The organism is Pseudoalteromonas luteoviolacea CPMOR-1, from assembly GCF_001625685.1.
In the GTDB taxonomy this organism is placed as follows: Bacteria; Pseudomonadota; Gammaproteobacteria; order Enterobacterales; family Alteromonadaceae; genus Pseudoalteromonas; species Pseudoalteromonas luteoviolacea_K.
The window spans coordinates 47,322-73,595 of the sequence record NZ_AUYC01000027.1 but is presented as its reverse complement, the minus strand read 5'-3'; the positions used below and the strand labels follow the sequence as shown (position 1 = coordinate 73,595).

General features: G+C 42.7%; 21 protein-coding genes and 1 tRNA gene. 10 read left to right on the top strand and 12 right to left on the bottom strand.

Annotated features, from left to right (window positions below):
• Positions 1 to 75: 75 nt before the first annotated feature.
• From N473_RS10990 to N473_RS10980, 3 genes are all read right to left on the bottom strand, one after another.
• The gene (locus tag N473_RS10990) at positions 76 to 435 is read right to left on the bottom strand and encodes a ribonuclease E inhibitor RraB (RefSeq protein WP_063367945.1); all 360 of its coding nucleotides are present in this window, start codon (positions 433 to 435) and stop codon (positions 76 to 78) included.
• A 124-nt stretch (positions 436 to 559) separates the two neighbouring features.
• The gene (locus N473_RS10985) at positions 560 to 1,285 is read right to left on the bottom strand and encodes a sterol desaturase family protein (protein WP_063367944.1); all 726 of its coding nucleotides are present in this window, start codon (positions 1,283 to 1,285) and stop codon (positions 560 to 562) included.
• Between the two features lie 283 nt (positions 1,286 to 1,568).
• Complete coding sequence (locus N473_RS10980; RefSeq protein ID WP_063367943.1) at positions 1,569 to 2,069, bottom strand: lactoylglutathione lyase family protein; 501 nt, start codon at positions 2,067 to 2,069, stop codon at positions 1,569 to 1,571.
• A gap of 92 nt (positions 2,070 to 2,161) precedes the next feature.
• Here N473_RS10980 and N473_RS10975 point away from each other — a divergent pair, with 92 nt between their 5' ends.
• The gene (locus tag N473_RS10975; RefSeq protein WP_063367942.1) at positions 2,162 to 3,049 is read left to right on the top strand and encodes a LysR family transcriptional regulator; all 888 of its coding nucleotides are present in this window, start codon (positions 2,162 to 2,164) and stop codon (positions 3,047 to 3,049) included.
• Between the two features lie 30 nt (positions 3,050 to 3,079).
• Here N473_RS10975 and N473_RS10970 read toward each other — a convergent pair whose 3' ends face one another.
• The 5 genes from N473_RS10970 to N473_RS10950 all read right to left on the bottom strand — a co-directional run bounded on the left by N473_RS10970 (position 3,080) and on the right by N473_RS10950 (position 8,036).
• Positions 3,080 to 3,883 carry a nucleotidyltransferase domain-containing protein gene (locus N473_RS10970; RefSeq protein WP_063367941.1) on the bottom strand — a complete coding sequence of 268 codons (804 nt, stop codon included), beginning with the start codon at positions 3,881 to 3,883 and terminating at the stop codon, positions 3,080 to 3,082.
• Positions 3,884 to 3,885: 2 nt separating this feature from the next.
• Positions 3,886 to 4,926: an RNA 3'-terminal phosphate cyclase gene (gene rtcA, locus N473_RS10965; RefSeq protein ID WP_063367940.1), complete on the bottom strand. Its 1,041-nt coding sequence runs from the start codon at positions 4,924 to 4,926 to the stop codon at positions 3,886 to 3,888.
• Positions 4,927 to 4,928: 2 nt separating this feature from the next.
• On the bottom strand, positions 4,929 to 6,155 hold the full coding sequence (locus tag N473_RS10960) for an RtcB family protein (protein WP_063367939.1): 1,227 nt from the start codon (positions 6,153 to 6,155) through the stop codon (positions 4,929 to 4,931).
• A complete protein-coding gene (locus N473_RS10955; RefSeq protein ID WP_196766397.1) occupies positions 6,148 to 7,764 on the bottom strand; it encodes a slipin family protein in 1,617 nt (538 codons plus the stop codon). Before N473_RS10955 ends, N473_RS10960 begins: the two co-directional genes overlap by 8 nt.
• A gap of 200 nt (positions 7,765 to 7,964) precedes the next feature.
• Positions 7,965 to 8,036: transfer RNA gene (locus N473_RS10950), tRNA-Leu, on the bottom strand.
• 306 nt (positions 8,037 to 8,342) lie between these two features.
• Here N473_RS10950 and rtcR point away from each other — a divergent pair.
• Both rtcR and N473_RS10940 read left to right on the top strand, forming a co-directional pair.
• On the top strand, positions 8,343 to 9,935 hold the full coding sequence (gene rtcR / locus N473_RS10945; RefSeq protein WP_231099557.1) for an RNA repair transcriptional activator RtcR: 1,593 nt from the start codon (positions 8,343 to 8,345) through the stop codon (positions 9,933 to 9,935).
• Between the two features lie 98 nt (positions 9,936 to 10,033).
• Positions 10,034 to 11,473, top strand: coding sequence for a metallophosphoesterase (locus tag N473_RS10940; RefSeq protein WP_063367937.1), 1,440 nt, complete (start codon positions 10,034 to 10,036; stop codon positions 11,471 to 11,473).
• A 262-nt stretch (positions 11,474 to 11,735) separates the two neighbouring features.
• Here N473_RS10940 and N473_RS10935 read toward each other — a convergent pair whose 3' ends face one another.
• Positions 11,736 to 12,254 (bottom strand): DUF6702 family protein, encoded by a 519-nt coding sequence (locus tag N473_RS10935; protein WP_063367936.1) that lies wholly within the window; start codon positions 12,252 to 12,254, stop codon positions 11,736 to 11,738.
• 502 nt (positions 12,255 to 12,756) lie between these two features.
• Here N473_RS10935 and N473_RS10930 point away from each other — a divergent pair.
• From N473_RS10930 to N473_RS10915, 4 genes are read left to right on the top strand one after another with little or no spacing between them, the layout of a single operon-like run.
• The gene (locus N473_RS10930; RefSeq protein WP_039610526.1) at positions 12,757 to 12,993 is read left to right on the top strand and encodes a hypothetical protein; all 237 of its coding nucleotides are present in this window, start codon (positions 12,757 to 12,759) and stop codon (positions 12,991 to 12,993) included.
• Positions 12,994 to 13,048: 55 nt separating this feature from the next.
• A complete protein-coding gene (locus N473_RS10925) occupies positions 13,049 to 14,269 on the top strand; it encodes an exonuclease SbcCD subunit D (protein WP_063367935.1) in 1,221 nt (406 codons plus the stop codon).
• A complete protein-coding gene (locus N473_RS10920) occupies positions 14,266 to 17,919 on the top strand; it encodes an AAA family ATPase (RefSeq protein WP_063367934.1) in 3,654 nt (1,217 codons plus the stop codon). Before N473_RS10925 ends, N473_RS10920 begins: the two co-directional genes overlap by 4 nt.
• Before the next feature lie 11 nt (positions 17,920 to 17,930).
• On the top strand, positions 17,931 to 18,602 hold the full coding sequence (locus tag N473_RS10915) for a class I SAM-dependent methyltransferase (RefSeq protein WP_063367933.1): 672 nt from the start codon (positions 17,931 to 17,933) through the stop codon (positions 18,600 to 18,602).
• On the opposite strand, the gene N473_RS10910 is transcribed toward N473_RS10915, so the two are convergent.
• The gene (locus N473_RS10910) at positions 18,603 to 19,145 is read right to left on the bottom strand and encodes a DUF6942 family protein (protein ID WP_063367932.1); all 543 of its coding nucleotides are present in this window, start codon (positions 19,143 to 19,145) and stop codon (positions 18,603 to 18,605) included.
• Positions 19,146 to 19,273: 128 nt separating this feature from the next.
• On the opposite strand from N473_RS10910, the gene N473_RS10905 reads away from it, so the two are divergent.
• From N473_RS10905 to N473_RS10895, 3 genes are all read left to right on the top strand, one after another.
• Complete coding sequence (locus N473_RS10905; protein ID WP_063367931.1) at positions 19,274 to 19,813, top strand: lipocalin family protein; 540 nt, start codon at positions 19,274 to 19,276, stop codon at positions 19,811 to 19,813.
• Positions 19,814 to 19,955: 142 nt separating this feature from the next.
• A complete protein-coding gene (locus tag N473_RS10900; protein WP_063367930.1) occupies positions 19,956 to 21,851 on the top strand; it encodes an alkaline phosphatase PhoX in 1,896 nt (631 codons plus the stop codon).
• Positions 21,852 to 21,913: 62 nt separating this feature from the next.
• The gene (locus N473_RS10895; RefSeq protein ID WP_063367975.1) at positions 21,914 to 23,566 is read left to right on the top strand and encodes a hypothetical protein; all 1,653 of its coding nucleotides are present in this window, start codon (positions 21,914 to 21,916) and stop codon (positions 23,564 to 23,566) included.
• A gap of 679 nt (positions 23,567 to 24,245) precedes the next feature.
• Here N473_RS10895 and N473_RS10890 read toward each other — a convergent pair.
• Both N473_RS10890 and N473_RS10885 read right to left on the bottom strand, forming a co-directional pair.
• A complete protein-coding gene (locus tag N473_RS10890) occupies positions 24,246 to 24,581 on the bottom strand; it encodes a DUF3325 domain-containing protein (protein ID WP_063367929.1) in 336 nt (111 codons plus the stop codon).
• A complete protein-coding gene (locus N473_RS10885) occupies positions 24,578 to 26,167 on the bottom strand; it encodes a PepSY-associated TM helix domain-containing protein (RefSeq protein ID WP_063367928.1) in 1,590 nt (529 codons plus the stop codon). Before N473_RS10885 ends, N473_RS10890 begins: the two co-directional genes overlap by 4 nt.
• Between the last annotated feature and the right edge of the window lie 107 nt (positions 26,168 to 26,274).

Below are 26,274 nucleotides of genomic sequence, written 5' to 3'. Positions count from 1 at the left end.
CAGAATGGCAAATTATCATGTTACTCACTAACATTGATATATCGGGTTATGCTAGTGAGTTAGCTATATAAGGAGTTATCCGCTACATGGGCTACATACGGCCCATGAGTTACAAGTGCCATCTAAATGGGCAACTAATTTACTTAGTCTGACTTGCTCTTGGCCGACAAACTCATGGGTGACTTTATTTTGTGTTGTAAATAAGACATAACCCGGTGCATCACCAAGCTCAATGTCTTCAGGATCTGACTCTATAAAATCTGCACCGTGTAATTTTTCAGATATTTCATTTTGCTGGTGTTCGCTCAGCGGCCAAGTCTTAAATTCCAGATAAAACTCAATCGTGTGTGTGGAGCCAAAATCAAAGCCTCTTTCGTCTAGTACTTTGAGTACTTCTCCATCGGCATCTGCTGGCCACGTGTGTGTATTTGTCATAAATACGTACTTTCCTACTTATCGCTCTATTAATATAAGTCGTATGGCAAGTCGATAAATTTACTTTTTTGGACAATTTATTGTAACTAGCAAGACCGAAATAATGAGTAAGGCTCTAAAACTATTAAGATTTATATACATCCTTGGTTTTCAGCATGTCATATACGCGTTTCTCTCTGACTTCATCAAAGCCGACCTCACGCACGTAATCTTTAGGGTTTGAAAATGTGCCAAACAACAAATCCCACAGGGCGAGTCCATAATTTTTTTTGTGATGCATGTGTTTGTGATGGACTCTGTGCATTTCGGGTCGTTGAATAATAAAGCCCACCCAGTAAGGCGTCTTGAGATCAGCATGGATATAAATATTATAGATGGCGGCGATAATTAAGCTGACGCCAGTGCCGTATGCATTTAATCCTAAAATAAGGTAACAACACATGGCGTTGAGTAAGGTCGCGGCAACACTATCAAAAGGATGTAAATAAAAAGCAGAGAGTGATTCTATACGACGGGGACTATGATGCAGCTGATGAAAAGTACGCCATAAGAAATCGAATTTATGCATCGCTCTATGCCACCAATACGCAACGAAGCTGGTTAATATAAACCCGATCACACCTTGGGTGAGTATACTCTTTGACCCTAAGTTCAATAACGATATGTGATTAAAGAGGTCGGTGAATATCTGCCCTGCGCCGATTGCACACATGGATTGAAAGAAGCTAATACCAGATGCAAGGATCAGCCAGCGGCGATCGCAGTTATTTTTAGATGCGGGTGCAATAACTTCTAGGGTAAAAATTCCTATAAACGTCACAGTGATGATGAGTAGTGTAAGAAGTTCCATTTTTTATCTTGTTATCTTGGCAGTCAATAATAACGACAAGGCTACAATAAATAGCTGCACGTGTTTTGTTCAAACCACATTACCTAAATTTGCCACTAAATACTAAATAATATCGAAGCTGTTAAGCTAATTCTGTTTATATCAATCATAGGTGCTTGACGTTGAGTTTAGTGTTACATACTTCTGAAAAGATCTATTTTTTACTGGGAGCGAAAAGTAAAGGGGCTTTACACCACTATTATACTCAAGTCATGCAATTTGATGAGTGATTTGAAACATGAGATTAATAGGCGCCTTCACTGTATATCAACTCATAACTGTGGCTATAAATTTCTAGGATATTGCCAAATGGGTCTTCCATATAAATCATGCGATATGGCTTTTCACCGGGATAGTAGTGTCTAGGTGCTGCCATGCGCTTTTTGCCACCCGCTGCAACAATGCGCTCCGCGAGCTCTTCTACGTTCGGGTCTTGTACACAAAAATGAAAGATACCGGTTTTCCAATACTCAAAGTTGTCATCTGGGTTAGTTTGGTTTTTGAATTGAAATAACTCTACGCCAATTCTGTCGCCCGTTGATAAGTGCGCAATTTTAAAGCTGTCCCAATTTGCACCAAATACATCGGTGCACATTTGGCCAATGGCACTGTTGTCTTCAGAGATTTCTGTGGGTTTCATGATTAAATACCAACCCAATACTTGGGTATAAAACTCAACTGCTTTTTCAAGATCTGGTACTGAAATACCAATATGGGAAAAATTTCTGGGATAAACCTTGTTCATAAAATATGCTCCTCACTGTGATATGAGCAGGTTACAAATCAAAGTTCATTAAGTAAAATTATCAGTAATTATTGATTTGAGTACAAAATGTAATGATTAATCTAATCTGGCTACGTACTTTTTGCACCTTGGTTGAAGTTGGTCACTTCACGCGCACCGCACAGCAACTTCATATGACACAATCAGGTGTGAGCCAACATATTAACAAGCTAGAGCAACAGCTTGGCAAAATATTGTTGTTGCGCGAAGGAAAGCAATTTTCACTCTCTGAGGCAGGTGAAAAGTTATATGTGCATGGGCAAGATATTCTTCACGGGGTATCTTCGTTGGAAAAGCTCATCGGGGAGGATCCTGCTTACAAAGGCCACGTGCAAGTGATGTCACCTGGTAGTGTGGGATTAAAGTTGTATCCGAGTTTACTTAATTTACAGCAGCGCTATCGCGACCTCACTATTGATTACCGGTTTGCACCCAATCGTGAAATCGAACAGGCCATTGCTAGTAAACATGTCGATATTGGCTTGATGAGTAAAAAGTCCAGTGATGCCAACGTGCAATGTGAGGCCATTGCTCAGGAGCAATTATTACTCGTGACGCCAAAAAACTTGGACTCACTTGATTGGCGGTCGCTCAGTGCTTTGGGCTATATCAATCACCCCGATGGCAGTCATCATGCAGAGTTATTACTTGGCGCTAATTTTCCTGAGTTCCAACATAGTGACTTACTAAAAAATCAAGGGTTTTCAAATCAAATTGGGTTAATTTTAGAGCCTGTCGCACGAGGTTTTGGGTTTACGGTATTGCCTGCCCATGCTGTCGCTGCCTTTGCACAGCGAGAGCTTATTACAGCTCACCCTTTAACACATCCTGTTTATGAGACTGTCTATCTAGGTACACATCGAAATACAGCCCAGCCACAACGTGTCAGTGTTCTGATTAATGAGATTAAAGGATGTTTGGGGAGCAGCGCAAATGGGTGATGCATAAAAGCGCCACCACTTACCTTGCGTTTAATTAGCACTGCGCAGCATTTTTTGGAAGAAGCTGTCGAGCTCAACGACTCTATTTTGTTCTAACGGCGGCGCTTTTTTACTGCCTTTAAATTGACTCAGTTGCGCTTCAATAAATGCGTTCAGTTCGGGGATTTTTGGGCCCAATGTTTTTTCTGTTGCGCGCTTTTTCTCAGCGACGAGCGAGCAAATCTTATCGAGTAATTTAGTGTCTTCAATCACTGCACTTGCCAAGGTTTCAAACTCGATGGGTGGAGGACAATTAAAGCGTTCTATCCATTTTACCGCGCATAGTGCACGCAACACGTAGAGGTATTTTTTATGCGATACTAAGTCAGCCCTTAAATGTTCACGATAGTTGTTTTTTGCCATATTAAAATAGTGGTAAATACCACGGTCAACTCTATAGTGCGCTTTAAATAGAGACATGGCTTGATGCTTAAAATTATCGCAATTGACATATACAATAGAGGACTGCAGCCACTCTCCGATAGCTGGGTTTGATGCGTGCAACAGTTTAAGTGCTTTTCGCACATCCCAGCCATTGATGTCGATGTCATCAACTATGGGGTATTCAATAACATCTCTTTTATCTTCTAGCATCACCGACAAGTACCAGTCTTGCTTGTGAACATAGATAAAGCGTACATCAAAGTCGCTATTTGGGGACTCAAACCCCCATGCACGACTGCCCGATTCAATGGCGTAAAGGACCTTGACATTGTACTCTCGCTCTGCGTTTTTGATGCGCTCCATGATTTCATCGTGGATTTCTGGTGCTATTTTATTTATTTTTTCAGTCATAACTAATCCAAATACACTTTCCAAAGCGTGTCGCTGAGCTGTTGCGTCTTGATACAAACTCCGCTGAGTTGTTCTATTACATCAATGTTGGTGGCAGTATGGCTACTGAGCTCATTGGTGGTAAAACTGCCTCTGCCTGCCAATGCCATGGGTAACAAAAGCTGATCAGCCAAATGTTCTTCTACCGCAGCCCCCGACTTTAGGTAGTGTTTGAGTGACTTGACTGTTCGTCTAGCGACTTGCTCTGCGCGCAGGCCAAGCTCACCCATTTGCTCGAACATGGCTATTTGGTGTTTATTTCCGACACTCAGATGAAAGCTATTGCCTTGCCCATATGCTTTTGCCTCGAGTACCTCTGTTTTTGGCGCATGCCACCCTAATAGTTGTTTTGCTTCTTCTATCTCTCGTTTCGCCACCGAATGCTTAACCCCAGCAACGATGGATAAAGCGCCGCAGTGACTTTGTTGCTGTTCAAGTTCTGCGCCCGGCTTTTCGAACATACACGCAGATAAGCCTTCGATTGGAGTGATGTCAATTTGCCAGCTCCCTCCTCCTGCAGGGAAAAAGCCTAACTTGTGAGTGCTAATTTTGCAGTCTAGCCCCATAGATTTGAGCGCAGGTAAAAATGACTGCTCAAAAAAGGTTAATGATGGCGACATACCGTTGTGTGTTCCACCGTGCAGGATGACTGTAGATGCTTCCCCTGCGAGCGCAAGAGGCAATAAAACAGTTTGGCAAACCAGTACTGTGCTACCGGCAGTGCCTATTTTAAATTCATATTCCCCGGGCCTGGTAATAGCAGGTGTAAATTTAATGTACTGTGAGCCTAACTCTGCGCCTTCAACAATCGCATCACAGATTTGCTGTGCCGCGAGCACACACGTTAAGTGCTGTCGCATCAGTCCCGGTTTTTTCCTACCTGCGCGAATATTTTGAATTTCTATGGGCTGATTTAACAGCATAGATAAGCTTAATGCAGTTCTTAAAATTTGCCCGCCGCCCTCGCCTTTAGAGCCATCAATTATTATTGTTTTTTTGTTCATTCTTAACCTTTTACACAAACTACTTGTTTTAATGTGTGAACAACTTCGACTAAGTCTTGTTGCGCCGCCATCACCTTATCTATGTCTTTATAAGCATGTGGGATCTCATCAATCACGGCTTCATCTTTACGGCACTCAACGCCTTTGGTCGCTGCCACTTGATCTGCAATGTTAAACACTTTTTTTGCTTTGGTACGAGACATAACACGTCCTGCACCATGGCTACAGCTATTGAAGCTATCTGGGTTTCCTAAACCGCGGACAATATAAGAACGTGCGCCCATGTTACCCGGAATAATCCCCATTTCTCCTCGCTCTGCACGTAAAGCCCCTTTACGAGTGACATAACATTGCTTGCCAAAGTGTTCTTCTCGAGAGATATAGTTATGGTGGCAATTAACCGCAACATCCATGGTATCAAATTGAATAGGGATCTCAGAGCGCAGTGCTTTCAATGCATTAAACATCATAATTTCACGATTTTTTGCAGCGAAATCTTGCGCCCATTCTACCGCCTCAACGTAGTCATCAAAATAAGTACTTCCCTCTTTTAAATAAGCGAGATCCATATCTGGTAAGTGCTGTTGGTGGCGTTGCATTTCTTTTTTTGCGAGTTCTATAAAATAAGTACCGATACGATTACCGACCCCTCTACTGCCTGAGTGCAGCATTATCCAAACGTGCTCAGTTTCATCAATACATAGCTCCAAAAAGTGATTACCTGTGCCCATGGTACCTAGGTGGTTTACGTGATTGCTTTTTGCAATCGCTGGATGTTTGGCACAGATTTTAGTAAACCGTGCTTCTAATTTTAGCCATTGCTGCTCGACTAATCTGGGGATATTACCCCAAGCACCTACGTCGCGTTTCCTGCGATTAGCAGTGCGTCCATGCGGCACCGCTGCTTCAAAAGCACTGCGGATCGATTTTAGGTTGTCGGGTAAATCGGCTGCTTTTAGCGTGGTGCGGGTTGCCACCATGCCACAGCCAATATCGACGCCCACAGCAGCAGGAATAACAGCGTCAACTGAGGGGATAACACTCCCTATGGTTGCGCCCTTGCCTAGGTGGACATCTGGCATCACAGCAATATGGCTATGCACGATGTCCATCGCCGCAATATTTTCTAGTTGTTGCTTTGCCGCATTTTCAAATGGCACCCCTTTTGTCCAAGCCTTAATGGGATGTTTATTGCCTGTTTGTAATACTTCGTAGTGAGACTTACACATGCGCTTCTCTCCTCCCAAGGTTTACCACGTTATTCATTAACCCATCTAACCCGCCGTAGACGGTCAAGCTCTCTATTTTGTCAGCAATCTTTTCTAGTGCCTCTAGCTCTTTTAGTCGCATTAAAGTGGGGTTGTTTTCCATCACTTTTGCGGTGTTGTGCAAGCTACGTGTGGCTGCTGTTTCTTCTCTGCGTTTTATCACGTTTGCTTCTGCCGCTTTTTGTGCTTCAACAACCTGATTTAAAATCGTTTTCATCTCTCCCGGTAAGATAATGTCTTTCATTCCCACGTGATTTAGCTCAATTCCCACTGCATTTAATCGCTCATCAACGAGTTCTTTAACGGTTTCGTTGATATAGAGTTTATCAAGCAGTAAGTCATCTAAATCTTGAGTGCCTACAGCCTCTCTGAGTGCTAATTGTAAAGCGTTATAAGCAAATGATTCGATGTCTTCAACGCTTTGCGCGGCGAGTTTGGTGTCGATAACTTTGATACTCGCACTTAAATTAATACGCAGACTCACTCTGTCTTTACTTAAGATCTCTTGACCAGATACCTCTAGCATCTGTGTTCTACAATCAAATATTTTCAATTCAATATTGTGGTTAAATTGCCATAATCCATACTGTCCCGGTGGTAACTCACGTACCAGCGTGTTATTGACATATAAAAGTCCGATATGGTCACTTTCAACCGACACATCAATAATTGGCGCACTCGCTTGTGTTGTTGGTGCTTTAAACAGTTTGCTGGCGCTATTGAGGCCAGATTGATTAATACTTGTCAAAAGGCTGTCGTCTACATATAGGTTGTTACTGATATCGAGCCTTTCCATATGGATATCACCAGCCTCTTTCCAAAGGTATAGGTGCTCTCCTGGTGGCACAATGCCTTTTAAGACTTGATTGACATACAATAGTCCCACTTCTTCAGGCCCCAGTACTTGATGAGAAATACTTGTGACTTCTTTATGTTTATCATAGATATGTGCGCCAGCTTGTGCTGAAATTGTGCGACAGTCAAAGGTTTGTAATTCAAAGTCACGATTGAATTGCCAAAGACCATAGCGACCTGCTGGTAGCTCACGAACAAGTTCGTTATCGGCAAATAAAAAGCCAATGTGTTCACGTTCGATGGTGATTTCATAAATCGGCTTACATGCCGAGGTTTTCGCGCTTTTGATCAGTTTTGAGGCGAGATTAAGCCCCGCTTTTTCGATGAGCTTTAGAGTGCTTTCTTCCACGTAAAACTGCTCACTGATGTCTATTCGCTCTAAGCGGATCTCACCTGCATCTTTCCAAAGGTATAAGCTCTCACCCGGCGCAACAACCCCTTTTAAGGTGTCATTAAAATACAACAATCCGACTTCTTGCTCGGTCAGTTTAAAATGACTGATATGTGCATGAAGATCTGGGTGCGTGTGGTACATGCGAACCGCATCAGGCGCAGCAAAATATAATGAGTCTATGCTGTAAGTGACAAACTCAAGTTGATTATTAAAGTCCCAAAAGCGGTGCTTGCCAGGGCCGAGTACTCGATCGAATTGCTTATTTTTATATACGAATACGCGCTGTGTAGGTGACACGATATGTTGTTTTCTAAATTTCATTTTTTTCCTTATACAGCATCGTAACGGCCAACTAGCTATCTACAATTTGGCTAAGTAAGTGCGTGGCTGGGGAGCATCCGGCTTGCCAACCTCGGGGTTTACTTAGCAAAAACTGCCTTAGTGTTAGCGGCGGTTACTTGCAAAGTGATGAGCTATTTAGCTCAAATATTTTTTCATCATCATGAGATGAATTTAATTTTTGGTGATTAGAGCGGGATTTGAACCCGCAACCCACGAACCTAAGTCGCTGCTCTACCGTTGAGCTATCTATCAAATAAGGGGAGTTGAACCCCGCACTTGCGTGCTATCCACTGAGGTAGCTAATATCGGAATACGTGCTTACAGAGTAAGTCGCACCGCTGTGTTATCTCGAAACACGACATCATGCTACGAGGTTACTATTCCAAGGTATGTGCCAAGCTGAGAGTAATTGTCAGATTTATTTTATAAGTTTATGTTTTTTAATAATTAAAATTTAATTTTGATTGTTTTAACTTTAATTTTTACTTGTCCTTTTTTATCCAAAATGTTTCCATTGGTATATTGGTGTATCTAGTTGGATATTTATTTTGAAGGAAGTGGTAGCGGTAAGTTTATTAGGCACTCAGTTAGACTTTGTCGGTAAGCGGGTTGATCGTTGGCAGCGTTGGAGGCCAAATGTATCCTTGGTAAGTCAAGAAAACTTGATTATTAATAAGCTGTATTTGTTACATGGTGCGCGCAGTTTGCGGCTTGCTCATAATGTCGCGGTGGATATTGAGACAGTATCGCCTGAAACATCGGTACATTTGGTTGAGGTTAACTTTGATGATCCATGGGATTTTGGTGAGGTCTATGCCAAATTGTATGACTTTTGCCAAACGATTGAGTTTGATTTAGACAATCAAGAGTACTTGTTTCATATTACAACTGGGACGCATGTGGCGCAGATCTGTAGCTATCTGCTCACTGAGAGTCGCCAATTTCCAGGTAGACTAGTACAAACATCTCCTGATCCAAGCAATGACAATAAATCTGTGGGTCAATTGCATACTATAGACTTGGATCTGTCTAAGTATGATCAGTTAGCACAGCGGTTTGATATTGCGCGCCAACAGGGAGAGAGTTTTCTTAAAGGCGGCATTGAAACAAAAAATTTAGCGTTTAACCGTTTAATTTCTCAAGTAGAAAAAGTAGCGATACGCTCAAGTGCGCCAATTTTACTGATGGGTCCAACTGGTGCTGGAAAAAGCCAATTGGCAGACCGGATCTATCAATTGAAGAAGCAGCGTAATACCCTTCAAGGCGACCTCGTTGTGGTGAATTGTGCGACTTTAAAGGGTGAAAATGCCATGGCGGCGTTATTCGGTCATACAAAGGGGGCGTTTACGGGCGCGCTGCAAGCACGTGAAGGGTTTTTAAAAGCGGCCAATAAAGGGTTGTTGTTTCTTGATGAGATTGGCGAGCTGGGGTTAGAGGAGCAAGCAATGTTGCTGCATGCAATTGAAAATAAAAAGTTCTATCCCGTTGGTAGCGATCAAGAGAGCCACAGTCATTTTCAATTAATTGCTGGTACTAATCGTGATTTGAATGCATGTGTTGCTGATGGTGCTTTTAGAGAGGATTTATTGGCCCGTATCAACTTATGGACTTATCACCTGCCTGCTCTGAGGGAGCGGCGGGAAGATATCGATGCAAATATAGACTTTGAGTTGGATAAATACAGCCAAGAACATGGCCGCCGCGTTCGCTTCAATAAAGAAGCGCGTGTAGCATATTTAAAATTTGCCCATAGTGAGCAGGCAACATGGCAGGGTAACTTTAGAGATTTGGGATCGTCAATGATCCGCCTTGCGACACTTGCAGATACGTCAAGGATCAGCACAACTGATGTGACTGAAGAAATCGCAAGATTAAAAAGTGATTGGCAAGTACATCAACCTAACAAGCACAATTCTTGCTTAATTTCTATTCTGAGCGACGAGCAAATCGCACATTTAGATGCATTTGATCGCCAACAATTAGAGTATGTCGTCACCGTTTGTTTGCAAAGCCCTAGTATGGCAGCTGCGGGGCGCGTGTTATTTGATGTCAGTAGAACGCAAAAAGCCACCATTAACGATTCCAGTCGATTGCAAAAGTACCTAGCAAAGTTTGGTATTAAGTGGCGAGATATTGCAGCCAGCAAATAATGCGTTGTCCGTGTTGGTAATTGTCTGTAATAGCCCTTTACAGAGTTTTTACTACACTAAACAAGGAATTAGTGACGCAAACTAGAAGGAAAACGACAATGCGAGTTGTGAGTATATTGTGTGGGCTGTTGGTATTGGCCAGTTGCAGTAGTCCAAAGCCAATAAAAAAAGCCGAAGTGATCACGGCTTATTCAATGCTGGCCCCCAGTAAATCAGGTGAAACACTGATTTATGTGCGTGCCATCATTCCGGGTGTTCATAGTAAAGATCAAGTGTGCCCTTTACTTGAAAGCGAAAGTGGAGAGCGCAGTCAGATGAAAATCCGTGCTTTCCATCCTGGTAAAAATTTTCCAATTACAGTGTGTGAATCTGCCGTGCAGGCCGGTATTGCATATCAGGTGGGTGGCACCGAACTGCAGTTTGATGCAATAACACTCAACCCTAAGCGTATTCAAGTCTATGGTGACTCTGGCTGTAAATCACATGTATGTGATGGCAATGGGCCTGCGGAGCCGTTCAAAACGTTGATCTCTCAAGGGTCTAAGCGCGATGTTGACCTGCTCCTACATATGGGGGATTACAATTATAGAGGTACCAGCGGCAGTATCAGTAAAGGTGTTTATGCTTACGATGCAGGAGATGGAGGCTATGGTGGAAAAACCTGTGGGTTAGAGGAAACCTACTATAGCCAAAACGCACAAGGTAGCCCAAAACCAGACACATGGCGCGCTTGGCGAGCTGATTTTTTCAGCGCTGCGGACGCTATTTTGACTAAGGCACCTTGGGTTTTTGCAAGGGGAAATCATGAGTTATGTAGCCGTGCAGGGCTTGGTTGGTTTTACTTTTTTGGTCCAGGGTCAGGTTTGGAGCAAGGCATAGCCCAACGTGCGTGCCCAGCACAAGGCAACTTTTCTCAGCCTCTTAATTCAGCAGCTTCTGCCATTGCGATGATAGATCCATACATGCTGAAGCTTGAAAAAATGAATATTTGGGTACAGGATTCGGCCAATGCATGTGATGATCGGTTTTCTAATGCACTTACTGCACAATTTCAGAGCCAGTATGAATCTTTACAGAAGTTTGCGAGTAAATATCCCGACAAGCCAATTTGGACGGTGACACATAGGCCACTGTGGGGCGTCAATAATGTAGCAACTGACAATACTCTAAATATCATGTTACAGCGGGCATTAGCAGACACACCGCTTGGACACTTACCTGAACAAGTGGCTTTGGCATTATCGGGCCATATGCATATCTATCAGTCATTGAGCTTTGATAAGCAATACAAACGTCCACCTCAAATAGTGGTTGGCAATAGCGGCGTGAGCTTAAGTGAAGAGTTACCATATACGAGCTTTGAGGCTGTTGTCGATGGGTTAGAAGCTAATGGTAATGAGCAAGCAAAGTTTGGCTTTTTGGAACTGGAATTAGATCGATATTCTGGATGGTATGGACGCTTTTTTGATGAGCAAGGAAAAGCGTTTTTACGCTGTGATTCGCAGTTTTCGGCTCGAAATGAACAAGTTTGTCAGTGAATGAGAGGCGAATATGTGCGTATAATTAAGTGTGGCGTGATGGATGGAGTTAACGTCGCGCCGACTTAATTACGGATTAGGGTGTTTAGGCGTCATTGCTTGAGCGTATCTGATAGTTAGGGTCATTAATCACTGAGCTCGAACAAGGTATAAACACGGGTGACTTTTTCAAAACCCTCGACATGTAGCGTTGCTGTTTGAGTTAACTTAACGTTGCATCTTGCAAAGGCGATCGAACGATAGACTAGGACAACAACTAAGGTTATTGAGTATGGGGTTTTTGTTCATCAAACTGAACTTTTAGCCAGTTGTCATCTTGATCAAAATACAGTGTTTTGACGGGTCCCATGCCTCTAAAGTTGACCAAATTAATTTGCTCAGGCCAAACATCCCTTAAAGTTCCATGTCGCATTTGCAAACCCTGCAGTGGCACACCTTTTTCATACTTTGCATTTTGATACACTCTAAAATATTTGCGATCAACTTCAAAGGTGGGCTCTGATAAAGCCAACGCCTGGCCGTTTAAATGTCTCAATGAGGTGTGAGTGTATACGTACTCAGAAAATTGCTGCTGTACTTTTTTGTCTTGATAAATATTTTTTTTATCACTAAATAGATGTACCACTGCATGTTCTAGGTCATGCATATGAAAACGATACTCTATTTGGATGTGGCCGCTCTCGGGCAATATTTTTGCTGTTGCTAAAGACACTTTTAACTTGTGTGCTTGCGCTGGTGTTATCCAAACTAAGCTGAGCCCGGCAAAAAGCCAAGTTCTCATAAATCCAACTCCTTAAATGGAAAGTGATAGTGTATACTCACTTACGTATAGTGTACTGTATTTTTTGTATTTATGAGAGGATTATTGTGTTTTTTTCCAATATGTTTCAAGTGGAATGATGTTTTTTTGACCTCTTTATTGTGTTGTTATATCATAATTTCATTGGCTTTATCTATATAAATTTATATATATCAATAAGCTAACCCTATTTGTAATAAATTGTATTAATGAATGCTTGGTTCAGAAATTGTTCAGTTCAATCCGTTAGGCTATAACGAGGGCCGAAAGTGATGAAAAAATGACAATTTTAATTGCATGCCAAGTGTGCATTTTTCGTATTTATTGTCTCTATTTTGAAAAAAAATTTAAAAACCCCAAGTTTACTGTTGATATTTGGCATTATTTATCATTAAAATCGCGCTCTTCCTTATTTTGGGTAAAACTGGCGTTAGTTTTGCTCATTGATTAATACCCGTTTATAGAAAAAAATGTGGTGAGCAGTATGGACTTTTACATACTAAAAAAACAAGAGAAGCTTGTAGCGATACCTGCTGACGAACAAAATTGTAAAGCGTACATAGAAGATGGCTATTGTTACGTTGATAAAGTAGCCGCATGCAATGAGCGTGCTGCAATTAAACGCTTAGAAGCAAAGCAAAATAAGTTGTATAGAGCACCAATGCTACTTCTTTTGGTGTTACCGCTATTAATTTTCGCCTGGTGGCGATTGAGCTATTAATAAATAGGCCTAAGCAATGTTATATTAGCGTTCCTAATTAGGAAAGGAACGCTGTATGAAGGTTGTACACACGTCGGACTGGCACCTCGGTCAACAATTTTACGAACATAATCGATTTGAAGAACATCAGGCTTTTTTAAACTGGCTCACTCAAGAACTGGTAGAAGTCGATGCTGACTTGCTTGTCGTCAGCGGTGATGTTTACCATACAGCTACCCCGCCAGCGGCCGCTGAGCAACAATTATATACATTTATTAAGCATGTGAAGTCTGTGTCACCGCATATACATATTGTGATTATTGCAGGCAATCATGACTCCGCTAATCGTATTGAAACCGCAAAGCCATTGTTACAGCAATTTGATACACATGTTGTTGGCAGGTATGACAAATATGCACCTGAAGATGTTGTAAAGTTAATTGAAACGCGTGCTGGTGCTGTGTATGTGGTGGCGATGCCTTTTTTACGCAGTGCTGATATGACTCAAGTTGACGGCGACGATTCTGGTTACGCACAAGCAGTGCAGCAGGCTTATCAGTCTGCGTATGAGCAGATAAGCGACACGTCACTTCCAGTGGTCACTATGGGTCATCTACATGCCAAAGGCGGGGACATTTCTTCAGACTCTGAACGTAATATAACCATTGGTGGGTTTGACTCTATTCCCGTTGATGTTTTTGGAGGGACGCCTGACTATGTGGCACTTGGTCACTTGCATAAAGCACAAAAAGTCGCAAACAACGAGGCGATACGCTACAGCGGTACACCTTTCCCGATGTCGTTCTCTGAGCGTAATTATAAGCATCAGATATTGCTGGTTGAATTTTCTGGTAAGCAAATTACTGAGATAACACCAAGATATGTGCCAAGGCACAAAGAAGTCATTTTATTACCAGAAAAAGGCGGCGCGACTTTAGAAGCACTATGTCAAGCTATAGAAAACTTGGAGTTACCAGCTGAGGGAGTCGCACCTAAGCCTTACCTAAGGCTGCGTTTGAACGCCAATGAAACCGATAGTCAATTTCGTCATAAAATTGAGCTGGCATTAGCAGATAAACGCGTCCATTTTTGCGGCATAGAGCGTGTCTCACAGGCGACAGATAATGAGAATAAGCCACTGTTTGAGGACTTAAGTAAAGTAAATGACCTCGCACCGCTTACTTTATTAGAGTTGGCATATAAAGAACAAATAGATAAGGAATCAGCCTTGCCACAAGAATTACAAGCATGTCTAGAGATGGTGTTAGTCGCATTAAATGAGCAAGGAGAACTATGAGGATCCTTACTATTGCGGTTAAAAATTTAGCCTCTTTGCCAGAAGCGCGTATCGACTTTAACGCCCCTCCTTTAAAAAATACTGGTTTATTTGCCATCACAGGTGAAACTGGGGCTGGTAAAAGTACCCTGCTAGATGCTATCTGCCTGGCGTTTTACGGTAAAACTGCGAGATTAAAATCAGACTCAAAAAACAAAGTCGCTTTTAATGGCGATGAAATCAAGCTGAGCGATCCAAGACACCTATTGCGAAGAGGAACTGTTTCAGGTTACGCCCAAGTTGGGTTTGTCGCCCAAGATGGTGAGCAATACACTGCGCGTTGGCAAGTAGCCCGCGCCCGCAATAAAATCGATGGCCGAATTAAAGAAGCGGAACTTGTTTTATTAGATGCTTCTGGTGAACAGGTGTTGGCGCAAAAGTCTAATGCAAAGCAAAAGCTATTACAGTTAATTGGCTTGAATTTTGAACAGTTTACCCGCGCAGTATTGTTGGCTCAACACGATTTTGCTGCATTTTTAAAAGCCAACGCTGACGAGCGAGCACAATTACTGGAATGTTTGACTGCGACTGAACAGTTTAGCCGAGTCGGTAAAATGATTTTTGAGTTTCATAAACAAAAGTCTGAAGCACTGACGTTATTTAAACAAAAACTCGGTGACATTGAGCTGCTCAGTGACGATGATTTGGCTTTAAAGCAAGGCCAATTGGCTGAGTTACAGCAGCAACAAAATCAGTTACAGGTAAAAGCAAAAGAACTGGAGCTGCATCTAGGGTGGTACACGGCTAAATCGAAATTAGAACAACAAATCATGGCTTTGACGAGTAATCTCTCAGATCAAGAAGCACTACTCATCAACCGCAGTGATGAATTTAAGCGTGCGTATTTAGCGCAGCTAACTCAGCAGATAGCCGATAATCGTATTCAAGCGAAGCAATTAAAGACGAATATCGCGCGTGCACATGAAGATTTAAAAGCACTGGCAGCCCAAGATTTGCAAAGTGATATTGCAGCACAAGAACAGGTTGTTCAGGCCAATATTGCACAGCTATCGAGTGCAGAAGCCTTGTTAGAAAAGCACCAGCCAGATATTGCAAAGGTCAGAGAGCTCGATCAAGTACGTAATGAACATGCTAAACTTGCAGCTCAATTCAAAGAGCAAGTTGCACAGCAACAGGCATTAGAAAAGCAATATGTGCAAAGCCAACAGACCCTGCAAACGCAACTGGCAGCACTTGAAACTGAAAAAAATCAACTTGATGCGCAGCTAAGACAATCACCCCAACTGATATCTTTGTGTGCGTCGTGGCCGCAAACTTTTGAAGTGCTTCAACAGTATTTACGCGAGTACAGTGACAGGCAAGCGCTATTGACCGAGCAATCAGCGCTTCAGGCGCAGCATCAAACGGCACTTCAAGCTGTTATGCAAGTTCAGCCGCAGTGTGCAAATATTGAGCAGAAGGTGAATGCGGTTCAGGCGGAGGTGAATCAACTACATCATAGCTTGGGCGAATTAGATTATGAAAAATTGCAGTTTCAGCGCTCACAGCTAAATAAAGCGCAACAAGCGCTCGACCAGCAACATCTGTTAAATGATGAATTAGTACAGTTACAAGCGCAAATTGATGGTCTTCGACATCAACAGCATAGTGCAGAATCGCAGCGAAAAGATGCTGAACATCAGGATGAGCTAACTCGTCAGCAATTGAACTTAACGCAGGAAAACCTGCATCAAGTAAAGTTACGTGCCAGTGATAATATTAGTGCTTTACGTGGACAATTAGAGCATGGTAAAGAGTGTATGGTGTGTGGTGCTACGGAGCATCCTTACCGGGTAGATCACATCGACAGCCACTGGCAGCAATTGATCCGAGACTTTACGAGTCAATATCAGGCCGCAGAAAAAGCACGCCAGCAAACACAAGATCGCTATCATGAAGTCGTGTCTCACCTTGAGCAAATTAACGGCCAGTTACAAGCTGCATTGCAACAAAAAGCACAGCTGATGAATAAACAGCAAGTTAATCAAGCAGTACTGGATGAATTGCCTGAATCACTTCGACATGTGGATCAACACGCAGAGCAGCTGCGTCTAATTGATGAGCATTTAGCTTTGTACAGTGAGCTGAGCAAAACTCAGCAGCAGAAATTTCAAACACTACAACAAAGTCAGCAACAGCTTCAAACTTTACAGAGTAGTTTGACACATCATCAGCAGCAGCTTCAGGTTATTGAGCAGTCACAAACCACGTTAAATCAGAGGGATAATGAGCTCATTCAATCTTGTGAGCAATTGAGCAAAAGAGTTGCCGAAGTTTACAATGATGAACAGTGGCTTACACAGTTTACGAATGCGCCCGAACCTGCCGTCAATATACTGTCTGAGCAAGTGAATGTGCTCAATACCCAACAAGAACACTATGCGCAAGTCGTTAAAAACATTGAGCAGTGTATTCCACAGCAACAGACTACGCAAACCTTACTCGATAAAGTAAGGCAACAATTAGACAGCTTAAATGTACAGTTGAGTGAGCATCAACAGCTTTCTGAACATGCAAAGGTGCAGCGTAGTGCATTATTGGCATTGGATATGACGGCAGATCAGTGGCACCAGCAGCTGCAAGATGGGGTCTCTGTTATAAGGCAACAAATCCAATCTCACAAAGATACACTTGCGCAGTTACATAAGCAGCATGACGAGAAAGTACTGCGCCAGGCTCATTTGAACCAACAGATAGACGAATACCAGAGCACCCTAGAAGAAAACCAACTGCGATTTTTAGATTGGTTTGCGCATGTACAACAGCAACATCCAGTACTGACAGAAGTTTTAGTTGAAGAACTGCTGGATTGGCAGCCTGCGATATGGCAGCCTTTGATGGAGCAAGCCAAGCAGCTAGAGCAGCAGCGTGATACGACCAAGTCACAGTTAGCGCATGTAAAAGGCAACCTCGCTGAGCATCTAGAGCACGCTAAACCCGAGCACTTGCTTTCAGAAATTACGACCGCGTTGAAGGATGTCAATGCACAGCAGGCCGATCTGCAAACACATATCGTTACGGTGTCTGTGACACTGCAAACTCATCGAGATAACGCTGAAAAGCTTCAATCGCAACAAGGTGTATTGCAGCAAATGCAAGCTGACTATGAGCACTGGCATTTATTGAATCGCTTGTTGGGTGATGCGACAGGGAAAACAATGCGTAATTTGGCTCAAACGCAAACATTGAAGATTTTATTACACTATGCCAACCACCATCTGTCTTGTTTGTCGCGCCGTTATCGCCTGACTGTCATTGGTCAGTCTCTGGAGATTGCGATTATTGACCGTGATATGGCTGATGAACAGCGAAGTGTGAACACCTTGTCCGGAGGTGAATCGTTTTTGGTGTCACTTGCGTTGGCATTAGGGCTTGCATCGCTATCTTCTAACCAAGTGCAAATCAATTCTCTGTTTATAGATGAAGGGTTTGGCACACTCGACCCAGAAACATTGAGTGTTGCGCTGGACGCGCTGGATGCATTGCAGTCACAAGGCAGAAAAGTGGGGGTGATCTCTCATGTGGCGCAAATGACCGAGCGGGTTGCAACACAAATTAGGATTAAAAAACAGTCTGGCGGTTACTCTACCGTGACAACAAAGGAAAGTTAACGAGGAAATTTATGCCAACATTCACCGGTGACGAAGCCCTGAGCTACGATAAACGAATAGGCAAACTTGTGCCAGGCTATGAGCTGCTGCATCATACGACTGCGGCACAGCTAAGCGTCATACTTGAAGAGGAAGCGACGATACTTGTGGTAGGTGCCGGTACAGGCAAAGAAGTCATTGAACTTGCTAAGCTCAATGCTCATTGGCGTTTCATCGCGCAAGATGTGTCAGCTGATATGCTTGACGTTGCAGATCACAATTTTACTAACTCGGGGTTGAATGACAGAGTGACCATTCATCATGGTCCAATTGAAGAAAATACCTATCAAGCAGATGCCGCTTTATGTATTTTGGTTATGCATTTTGTGAAAGACGATGGTGGTAAGGTTGTGCTATTGGAGCAAATTAGTACGAACTTACGTGCTAATGGGTCCCTGTTTTTAGCCGACCTTATGCTCCCCGATACAGCCTTTGAGCGCGCGGCCCAATTGCGGTATTGCCAAACTGAACTTGGGCTATCAAAAGCGGGCGCGGAGACCATGCGTCGTAATTTTCAGGAAGCATTCTATCCTGTGGGAGACATTCGATTGCATGAATTGACTCACCGCACTGGGTTTGGCTCCCCTACTCTCTATTTCAAGGCACTAGGATTTAGCGCCTATACCATGACAAAACATGCCTGATCAGTTCAAATAGGTCCTGATAAGTGTAACCAGCTTAGTGATTTTAATATTGCTGAGCTGGCGATAGTCAAAGTAAGGGCATACGATGATTTTATTGATACTATCTATGGCAAACTCCTCATCTAACCACACCATTGACTGGGTTAAATCGTGATCTTTTAAGAGTTGCTTGGCATAAGTGCGTCCAGCAATAATATGCCATTGATAGTTTTTTTGAGCCAAATCCGGTGGAGAAAACAGCAAAGCCTCCTGCGACCCTGCTTGGAGCAATGTGGAGTCTCGATATTGTTGCCATGTTTGAGCAGCACCTTCATCGTTAGTAAAATGATGATCTGGATGCCGCAGCTCAGCAATAAATTTGCTATACACGTTAAATAATTTTCGCCACCCATTACCACATTCTTGGTTGATATACTCTATCTCTCCTGGCTGTAATGGCATGACATAATTGATATTTTTGTATTTGACAAGGTTCGGTCTATTTTCGACATACACAGCCAAAATGCCATTTGAGGCGCCAAATCCGTGAGTTAGTATTTTCATGAACTGCAAAGTAATTTCAATGACTTAATATTATGCCAGCAAATAGATCGCGTGGCGCGAACAGGTCGTATAGACCACAATATTAATTGTATCAGCCTAATTAACGATATAGGAGCAGAGTGTTGAAAATGAATTATTTTTTAAAAGTGTGTGTATTGAGTTCCTTCGTTATTTTGTCCGCATGTACCGGAGTACCTGAGGGAGTTGCGCCAGTAAAAAACTTTGAACTTCAGCGTTATCAAGGCATGTGGTACGAAATAGCGAGACTCGATCATCGTTTTGAGCGGGGTATGCAAAATGTGACAGCAACGTACTCTTTGAATCAAGATGGCAGTGTTGCGGTGGTTAACCGTGGGTATGTGACGGATGAAAAAAGTTGGAAGCAGGCCGAAGGCGTGGCTAAATTTGTGTCTGACGAAAGTACCGGCCATTTAAAAGTCTCTTTTTTCGGACCTTTTTACGGCAGTTATGTGATTTTTAAATTAGACCAAAAACACTATCAATACGCGTATGTGACCAGTTATGATAAAGATTATTTATGGTTATTGTCTCGAACACCGCAAGTACCTGCCGAGGTCTTACAAGACTTTCAAGAGACTGCACACAAACTTGGCTATGCAGTGGATGCGTTGATTTATATGGAACATCAAGCTGTTGAGTCACTGTAATCCCCCTTTACAGTTACATTAATAGTGTCTTGTTAGTGACCAAAAAGATTAATATTTCATAAACTTAATTGTCATTACTTCCGGTCAGGCTAGTTGCGCTTGTAAAAACCCAATGTAGCAACAAACTAATCGGAGTAATAAAATGAAGCGCATAACCTATTCGTTAATTGCCACTGCCGTCGCTTTGGCATTAACAGCATGTGATGGTGATGATGGTGCACAAGGTGTTCAGGGAGAGCAAGGTGCTCAAGGTGAGCAAGGTATTCAGGGCGAGTCTGGTTCAGCTGGTGAAAACGGGGCCAATGGTGCAGACGGTAAAGATGGTGAGAATGCACAACCTAACCTAAACACAGGGACAGGTTTGGTGCGTATTGCAACAGTGCCTACTGGCTCAGAGGTAACTGGAATATTTTTAACTGAGCAAGGTGACTTGTTTTTTAATGCCCAGCATCCAAGCGACAGCAATACTGCTGAAGATAACTTTAACGAGCGCCCATTCAACACCGGTACTGTCGGTGTACTTACAGGGGTGAATTTCAATGAATTACCGCGTAATTTAGTTGATGCGCCGCTTCATTCTACTGATTATGAAAAGCAAACCGTGGTAACAGCAATTGGTCAATATCAAATATTGGGTCAGACTGGTGATAAGTTTTCCGACCTTGGTGATAAGGGGTTGGCTGGCGGTTTAGGCGTGATTTACGGCATGACTTCCGGTGATGAAATCATTAAGAATGATATGCCAGATTTTAACGGTTTCATTTTTGAGTCCGAATCAACAGGCTATTTATTTACTAACTGGGAAGATTATCCCGGTGGAATGAGCCGCTTAAAAATGTCGAAAAGCGACAGTGGTAAGTGGAATGTAGAAGAAGCCATGATGCTGGACTTTGATGCTGTCAAAGGCACAGCAGCGAATTGCTTTGGTTCGGTATCTCCTTGGGGCACGCCCTTAACCTCAGAAGAGTGGATCGTAAATTCAGAAGTGGATACGACGACAAACCCTGAATGGAATGCACCTGAGGTGAATTCACGCCTAACGCAATTTAGAGACTTTTTAGCACCTGAATCACCAAATCCATACCGTTATGGCTATATCGCAGAAGTTAAATCACCATTAGCTGATAAGCCTGTTGTCGAAAAACACTACACCATCGGTCGTTACGAACATGAGAACGCGGTTGTTATGCCTGATAGACGTACTGTGTATTCTTCACAAGATGATACAGGTGGTGTGCTGTTCAAGTTTGTAGCTGACACGGCGGAAGACTTAAGCGCTGGTACCTTATATGGTGCAAAATTGACTCAAGATAAAGGGTTAAATGATCCTGCTGTAACTGGGTTTGATATTGAGTGGGTGGAAATTGCCTCAGGTACGAATGCAACTATTCTGGAGTGGATTGAAGAGTATGATGGTATCACGCCTGATGCATATGTGGATGGCAAAACGAATTACATTGCCATGGCCGATGTACAAGCGTGGGCGGATGGTAAACAGACTTATCCGACTACTGAGGAAGGTGGCTCACCCGTTACTGCGGGCAAGCCAATGGATAATCGCGTGGCATTCTTAGAGTCTCGTCAGGCTGCACGCTTAAAAGGTGCAACAGCGGAGTGGCGAAAGCTAGAAGGGTTGGCAATTAATCATGACCGTGTTCTTGAGGCGATCACTGGACAGGATATGATTGAAGGTGAAGTGGTAGATAAAGCCTACCTATATATCGGAATTGCTGACATCAATAAAACCATGGTGGATGATAAAGGCGATATTCAATTGTCGTCTCGTGTATTGAGTTGTGGTGGTGTTTATCGTGCTCATATCGACAATAATTATAGCTTAACGCGCATTGAACCTGTGGTGATGGGATCGACTTATCGCTCTTCACTTGATGAAAATGAGCGTTGTGACGCCAGCTTATTGGCACAGCCAGACAATGTGATCGTTATGCGTGATGGACGTATATTGATTGGTGAAGATCACAGTGCGGATTGGAAATACAATAATACCTTGTGGATGTATGACCCAAAATCAGAATAAAAACTAACGACTAGGCGGTGCTTTGCACCGCTTTTTTGGCACTAAAAATGGAAGTCATACAAATGCAATACCGGTTACTTATTTCGACCATGGTTTTGACCATGGTATTGAGTGGTTGCTCCGATATACTTGAGCAAAGCAAAATTTTACCAACTAGCGCTGATCAACCAAACCATACAGCGCCTTATCGTACTGGCGATGAGATCCCTGCAACAGCCTATTTAGCGCATGATGAGGTATACAACCCTGAGTCGGTTATCCCGCCACAGTGTTATACGAAGACGGATGGGGTCAATAACCCGTGTTATGCTTGCCATCAGTCATATCATAACGAAAAGGCGCGCCCAAATGTGATGAAAGATGGTGATTTACAAGGCGACTATGCATTTTCAGATCTTGGTCTAAAAAATCATTGGAAAAACCTCTTTATCGACCGCACTGAGTTAATAAAAGGGATCTCAGATCAAGAAATTACTAACTGGGTCGAGCAGGATAACTACACCCCTTTCATCGAGAAAATGGCGAAGCGCAAGGATTGGCGCGGTGAAGTGACGCCGCTTGCAAACTTGGCTTTTCCAGACAAAGCTTTTGATGAGCAAGGCTTTGCACGCGATGGTAGCGGTTGGGTTGCATTTAACTACAAGCCCTTCCCAAGTACATTTTGGCCAACTAATGGCTCGACTGGAGATGTCATGATAAGGCTTCCTCGCGCTTTTCAAACGGTAAATGGCCTATATAGTAAAGATGTATACCTTGCTAATTTGAGTTTAACTGAGCTGGCTGTTAAAGGTTTGGAAGTGATCTCCGTTCCTTTGATTTCTGAGCGAGTAGTTGGTCAAGATCTAAATGGTGATGGTCAGCTAGGCCAGATAACTCGTATTACGAAACAGGCGCGTTATGTGGGTGATGCGCATGATGAGTTGGCGTATATGCTATATCCTGAGGGCACGGAGTTTCTGCATACGGTACGATATTTAGGGGTGGATAAACAAGGTAAGATTTATAACGCCCCTAGGTTGAAAGAGTTACGTTATATGAGGAAGCATAACTTCAAGTCAAAACAAGAAATTGCAGGCTCATACTACCGTGAGGCCAAAGAAAAAGAATTCGAGAAACTGCCTGTAACACTCTATATCGGTGATAAAGGCGTGAATAATACATTTGGCTGGACAATTAATGGCTATATTGAAGACAGTCAAGGTGCACTTCGTCCGCAACACGCACAGGAATTGGCATTCTGTAATGGGTGTCATAAAACGGTGGGGGCAACATATGATCAAACCTTTTCATTTGCGCGTAAGGTTGAAGGTGCAGCTGGCTGGGGTTATATCAATTTAAAAGCGCAAACGGATGTGCCTAACGTGGGTGAAGAACAAGGTGAATTCTTAACTTATATGTCTCGAGTGGGCGGTGGGGATGAATTTCGTCAAAATAAAGAAATGCTTCGAAAATGGTTCACAGGGGGCAAGGTTGATATGCAAAAAGTTGAAAAAGCCGTGAACCTTTATGAACTCATAACACCATCAAAAGAGCGTGCTTTGGCTTTAAATAAGGCGTATCTGACCATTGTCAGAGAGCAAAGCTATTTATTTGGCCGTGATGCGACCCTAGTAAAAGCGAAAAATGTACTTGAAAGAGTGGATGATTCACAAGCGCCGTTGCAGCAAGACAAGCAATTTAAATGGGATATGCAATTAGATTGGTCTAAAAATTAGTTGCTTTAAACCGCTATATCCGGGGAAGTAAATGCGCTTACTTCCCGGATGTATGTGTTGTTTGTCCCTACAGATCATGATTTTACCTAGTTCGTTTGAAATCAGCCTATATCCATCTTTAAGGTGATGTCTGACAGCACATATTTGCAGGCTCTGAAAGTGTTTGTTGCTCTAAACGTGCTTTTTTATTTTGAGATCACATTTTTACTAAGTTCTAGTCGAATAGATCACGTTTTTACTAACTTGAACACCGCTTACTTAGTAAAAATGTGCATTGATATTTAGCAGATCATTATTTTACTAACTTTTTAAGGTGTTCTGTGTTCAAGTCACATATTTAAAAACAAAATTATTACTTTTCAATGTTTTGATTTTTTATTGGGTTTTTAGAGATCAGTTTTTTACTAACATAGAGTTTATCTTCAGGTTACAGAGATCATATTTTTACTAAGTTACTTTAGACAGATCATTTTTTTACTAACTGTACATGTGGTATTTAAAATATAGATCAGGTTTTTACTAGCTGAATATGATGAAAATAGCTCTGAGATCAAAATTTTACTAACATCAGCTAAGTAAGTAGCGAGTCAAAGAGCTTGGAATGGCAGGATTTGGGGGTTGAGATAGTAAAATATTGATCTCAGCGGCTGATATTCATCTAATCAGCCGCCGAAATTGGTTAGTACAGGAGCGCTAAAATGGTGAGTACACAAGTTATTGCGGGAAGTACGTATAAAAGTGATCTCAGCCAATGTGCTCTATAGGTCATACAGAGTGAAATGATGATGACAGAGAGCGCCATTTGCCCACAAAACATCAAACTGCCATAGCCAATAGCTTGGGATAAGTTGATGCTCAAGCTTAGTAAAATAATGATCCAAGCGGAGTAATTAAAACGCTGAGTAAGTGTTTGATCTGGACGTGAGCCAAATACACTTTTGTAATGGGATGTTTTGGCCATTGCAAACGCGTAAAAGGCACTAAAACACAACAGTGTCGCTAAGCTATAAATCATGCTTTTTGCTCCCGACCTAAACGGCGGTTTTGCACTGAGCCTTGTTTGACGGTATTTGATTGAGCGCCTAATTTGTTGCCTTGCATATAAAAAACAGCAGCCGTTGCTAAAAATGTGAGATCAAAACTGGCTAAGATCCACTTTCCGTCCATGATATAGGTGATTAAATTTCCATCTGTTGTCAGCGCGTTACAGATAGGCAATAGTAGCCACACTGCGGCATTAAGATGAGCGAATCTTTGCCACGCACGACGAGATCGCCAAAGTCCTGCTGTCACTGTTGCAGCAAGCCAAATTAAAAAGAAAGCGAGTATCTCTTTATCAGCCCGACCGGTGACTTCTGCTGGCAATAACCTGTTAGCATAGAAGAAACCTGCAGTTGCTAGTGGTAACCCCATGATTGTGCCAAGGTTTAATGCTTCTACTAATTTGAGCCCAAAACTAGGTGATTGATTTGGCTTTAAACGTTCTCGAATTCGTTTGGCCCACATTATACAGCCCGTGGCAATCATCACACATCCGGCTATACCGCAAATAAAGTAAAGCCAACGTAGACCAGGGTGAGCGAGCCTGCCACTATGCACTGCTATCATACCGCCATATAGCACTTCCCCGCCACTTGGATCTAGGCGAGCTGTTTTTATAAGCTCTCCGGTTGAACCTGAGTATTGCCAGTACGGATATTCATCACGAATAAGCGTACCATTGTCGCCATAGATTTTAATGGTGGCACTCAGGTCAGTTGGATAGTCGACGATCACGCGCTTAATTTTCTGCTCTGGCCAGTTTTGATGAAAGTGTGCAAAAGCACTTTCGAAAGCAGGTGAATTGAGTGGTTGATCTGACTTTTTAATACTCTGACGCTCAGGATAAAAGTCGGCTCTAAAGCCTTTTACACCCTCTTCATAGAGTGTATTGGCAGGATCCGGAAATAGCATAAAGATTAATGTGACTAGGCCTGTATAGGTGATCATAAGGTGAAATGGCAGCGCCAGCACAGAAGATAGATTGTGTGCATCGAGCCAAGCTCTCACTCCCTTTTGCGGCCTAAATTGAAATAGGTCTTTAAAGATACGTTTATGAATAACAATGCCAGAGATGAGCGCGATTAACATAAACAAGGACGCCAAGCAGACTAACCATCGTGCTAATTTGCGGTCCATGTAGTGTAAGTCGAAGTGCAATCGATAAAAAAAGTTACCGCCCCGAGTATCAACGATGCCCTCTACTTGGGTTAACGTATTCGGGTCAAGGCGCTCGTCAATCCATTTATCTCTTTGCCCATCTGGTTGGCTGTGACGATGAGAGACATGTACTTCTGGTTGTCTGGGAGAAGGCAAGCCTATCCACCATCTATTTGCCTCGGGTGCCTTTTCATGAAGGTAATCCAACCCTGCGCTGATTAAAGCTTTTTGTTCCGTAGGTTTGTTATCAATGCTATGCACAGCAGGTTGATTCCAAAGGCTAATCTCATGACGAAAGAAGCTAATTGTACCGGCGAAGAAAATTAAAAATAGTAGCCAGCACATTAAAAGACCAACCCAAGTATGTAGCCAAGTCATTGAGCGAAAAAAACTGTCTTTCATATACTTCCCTGAATATAGGTCGTGAATAGCGCAAATACGCCAGTACTAATGATTAATGCTACCCATACTTTAAATAGGGAGCGGGCAGCAAAAACGGCAATAAATAC

Bases quoted from the DNA above. Each gene is read 5' to 3' on its own strand.
- N473_RS10990 (WP_063367945.1), bottom strand. From the start codon at position 435: ATGACAAATACACACACGTGGCCAGCAGATGCCGATGGAGAAGTACTC.
- N473_RS10985 (WP_063367944.1), bottom strand. From the start codon at position 1,285: ATGGAACTTCTTACACTACTCATCATCACTGTGACGTTTATAGGAATT.
- N473_RS10980 (WP_063367943.1), bottom strand. From the start codon at position 2,069: ATGAACAAGGTTTATCCCAGAAATTTTTCCCATATTGGTATTTCAGTA.
- N473_RS10975 (WP_063367942.1), top strand. From the start codon at position 2,162: ATGATTAATCTAATCTGGCTACGTACTTTTTGCACCTTGGTTGAAGTT.
- N473_RS10970 (WP_063367941.1), bottom strand. From the start codon at position 3,883: ATGACTGAAAAAATAAATAAAATAGCACCAGAAATCCACGATGAAATC.
- rtcA (WP_063367940.1), bottom strand. From the start codon at position 4,926: ATGAACAAAAAAACAATAATAATTGATGGCTCTAAAGGCGAGGGCGGC.
- N473_RS10960 (WP_063367939.1), bottom strand. From the start codon at position 6,155: ATGTGTAAGTCTCACTACGAAGTATTACAAACAGGCAATAAACATCCC.
- N473_RS10955 (WP_196766397.1), bottom strand. From the start codon at position 7,764: ATGAAATTTAGAAAACAACATATCGTGTCACCTACACAGCGCGTATTC.
- N473_RS10940 (WP_063367937.1), top strand. From the start codon at position 10,034: ATGCGAGTTGTGAGTATATTGTGTGGGCTGTTGGTATTGGCCAGTTGC.
- N473_RS10935 (WP_063367936.1), bottom strand. From the start codon at position 12,254: ATGAGAACTTGGCTTTTTGCCGGGCTCAGCTTAGTTTGGATAACACCA.
- N473_RS10930 (WP_039610526.1), top strand. From the start codon at position 12,757: ATGGACTTTTACATACTAAAAAAACAAGAGAAGCTTGTAGCGATACCT.
- N473_RS10925 (WP_063367935.1), top strand. From the start codon at position 13,049: ATGAAGGTTGTACACACGTCGGACTGGCACCTCGGTCAACAATTTTAC.
- N473_RS10920 (WP_063367934.1), top strand. From the start codon at position 14,266: ATGAGGATCCTTACTATTGCGGTTAAAAATTTAGCCTCTTTGCCAGAA.
- N473_RS10915 (WP_063367933.1), top strand. From the start codon at position 17,931: ATGCCAACATTCACCGGTGACGAAGCCCTGAGCTACGATAAACGAATA.
- N473_RS10910 (WP_063367932.1), bottom strand. From the start codon at position 19,145: ATGAAAATACTAACTCACGGATTTGGCGCCTCAAATGGCATTTTGGCT.
- N473_RS10905 (WP_063367931.1), top strand. From the start codon at position 19,274: ATGAATTATTTTTTAAAAGTGTGTGTATTGAGTTCCTTCGTTATTTTG.
- N473_RS10900 (WP_063367930.1), top strand. From the start codon at position 19,956: ATGAAGCGCATAACCTATTCGTTAATTGCCACTGCCGTCGCTTTGGCA.
- N473_RS10895 (WP_063367975.1), top strand. From the start codon at position 21,914: ATGCAATACCGGTTACTTATTTCGACCATGGTTTTGACCATGGTATTG.
- N473_RS10890 (WP_063367929.1), bottom strand. From the start codon at position 24,581: ATGATTTATAGCTTAGCGACACTGTTGTGTTTTAGTGCCTTTTACGCG.
- N473_RS10885 (WP_063367928.1), bottom strand. From the start codon at position 26,167: ATGAAAGACAGTTTTTTTCGCTCAATGACTTGGCTACATACTTGGGTT.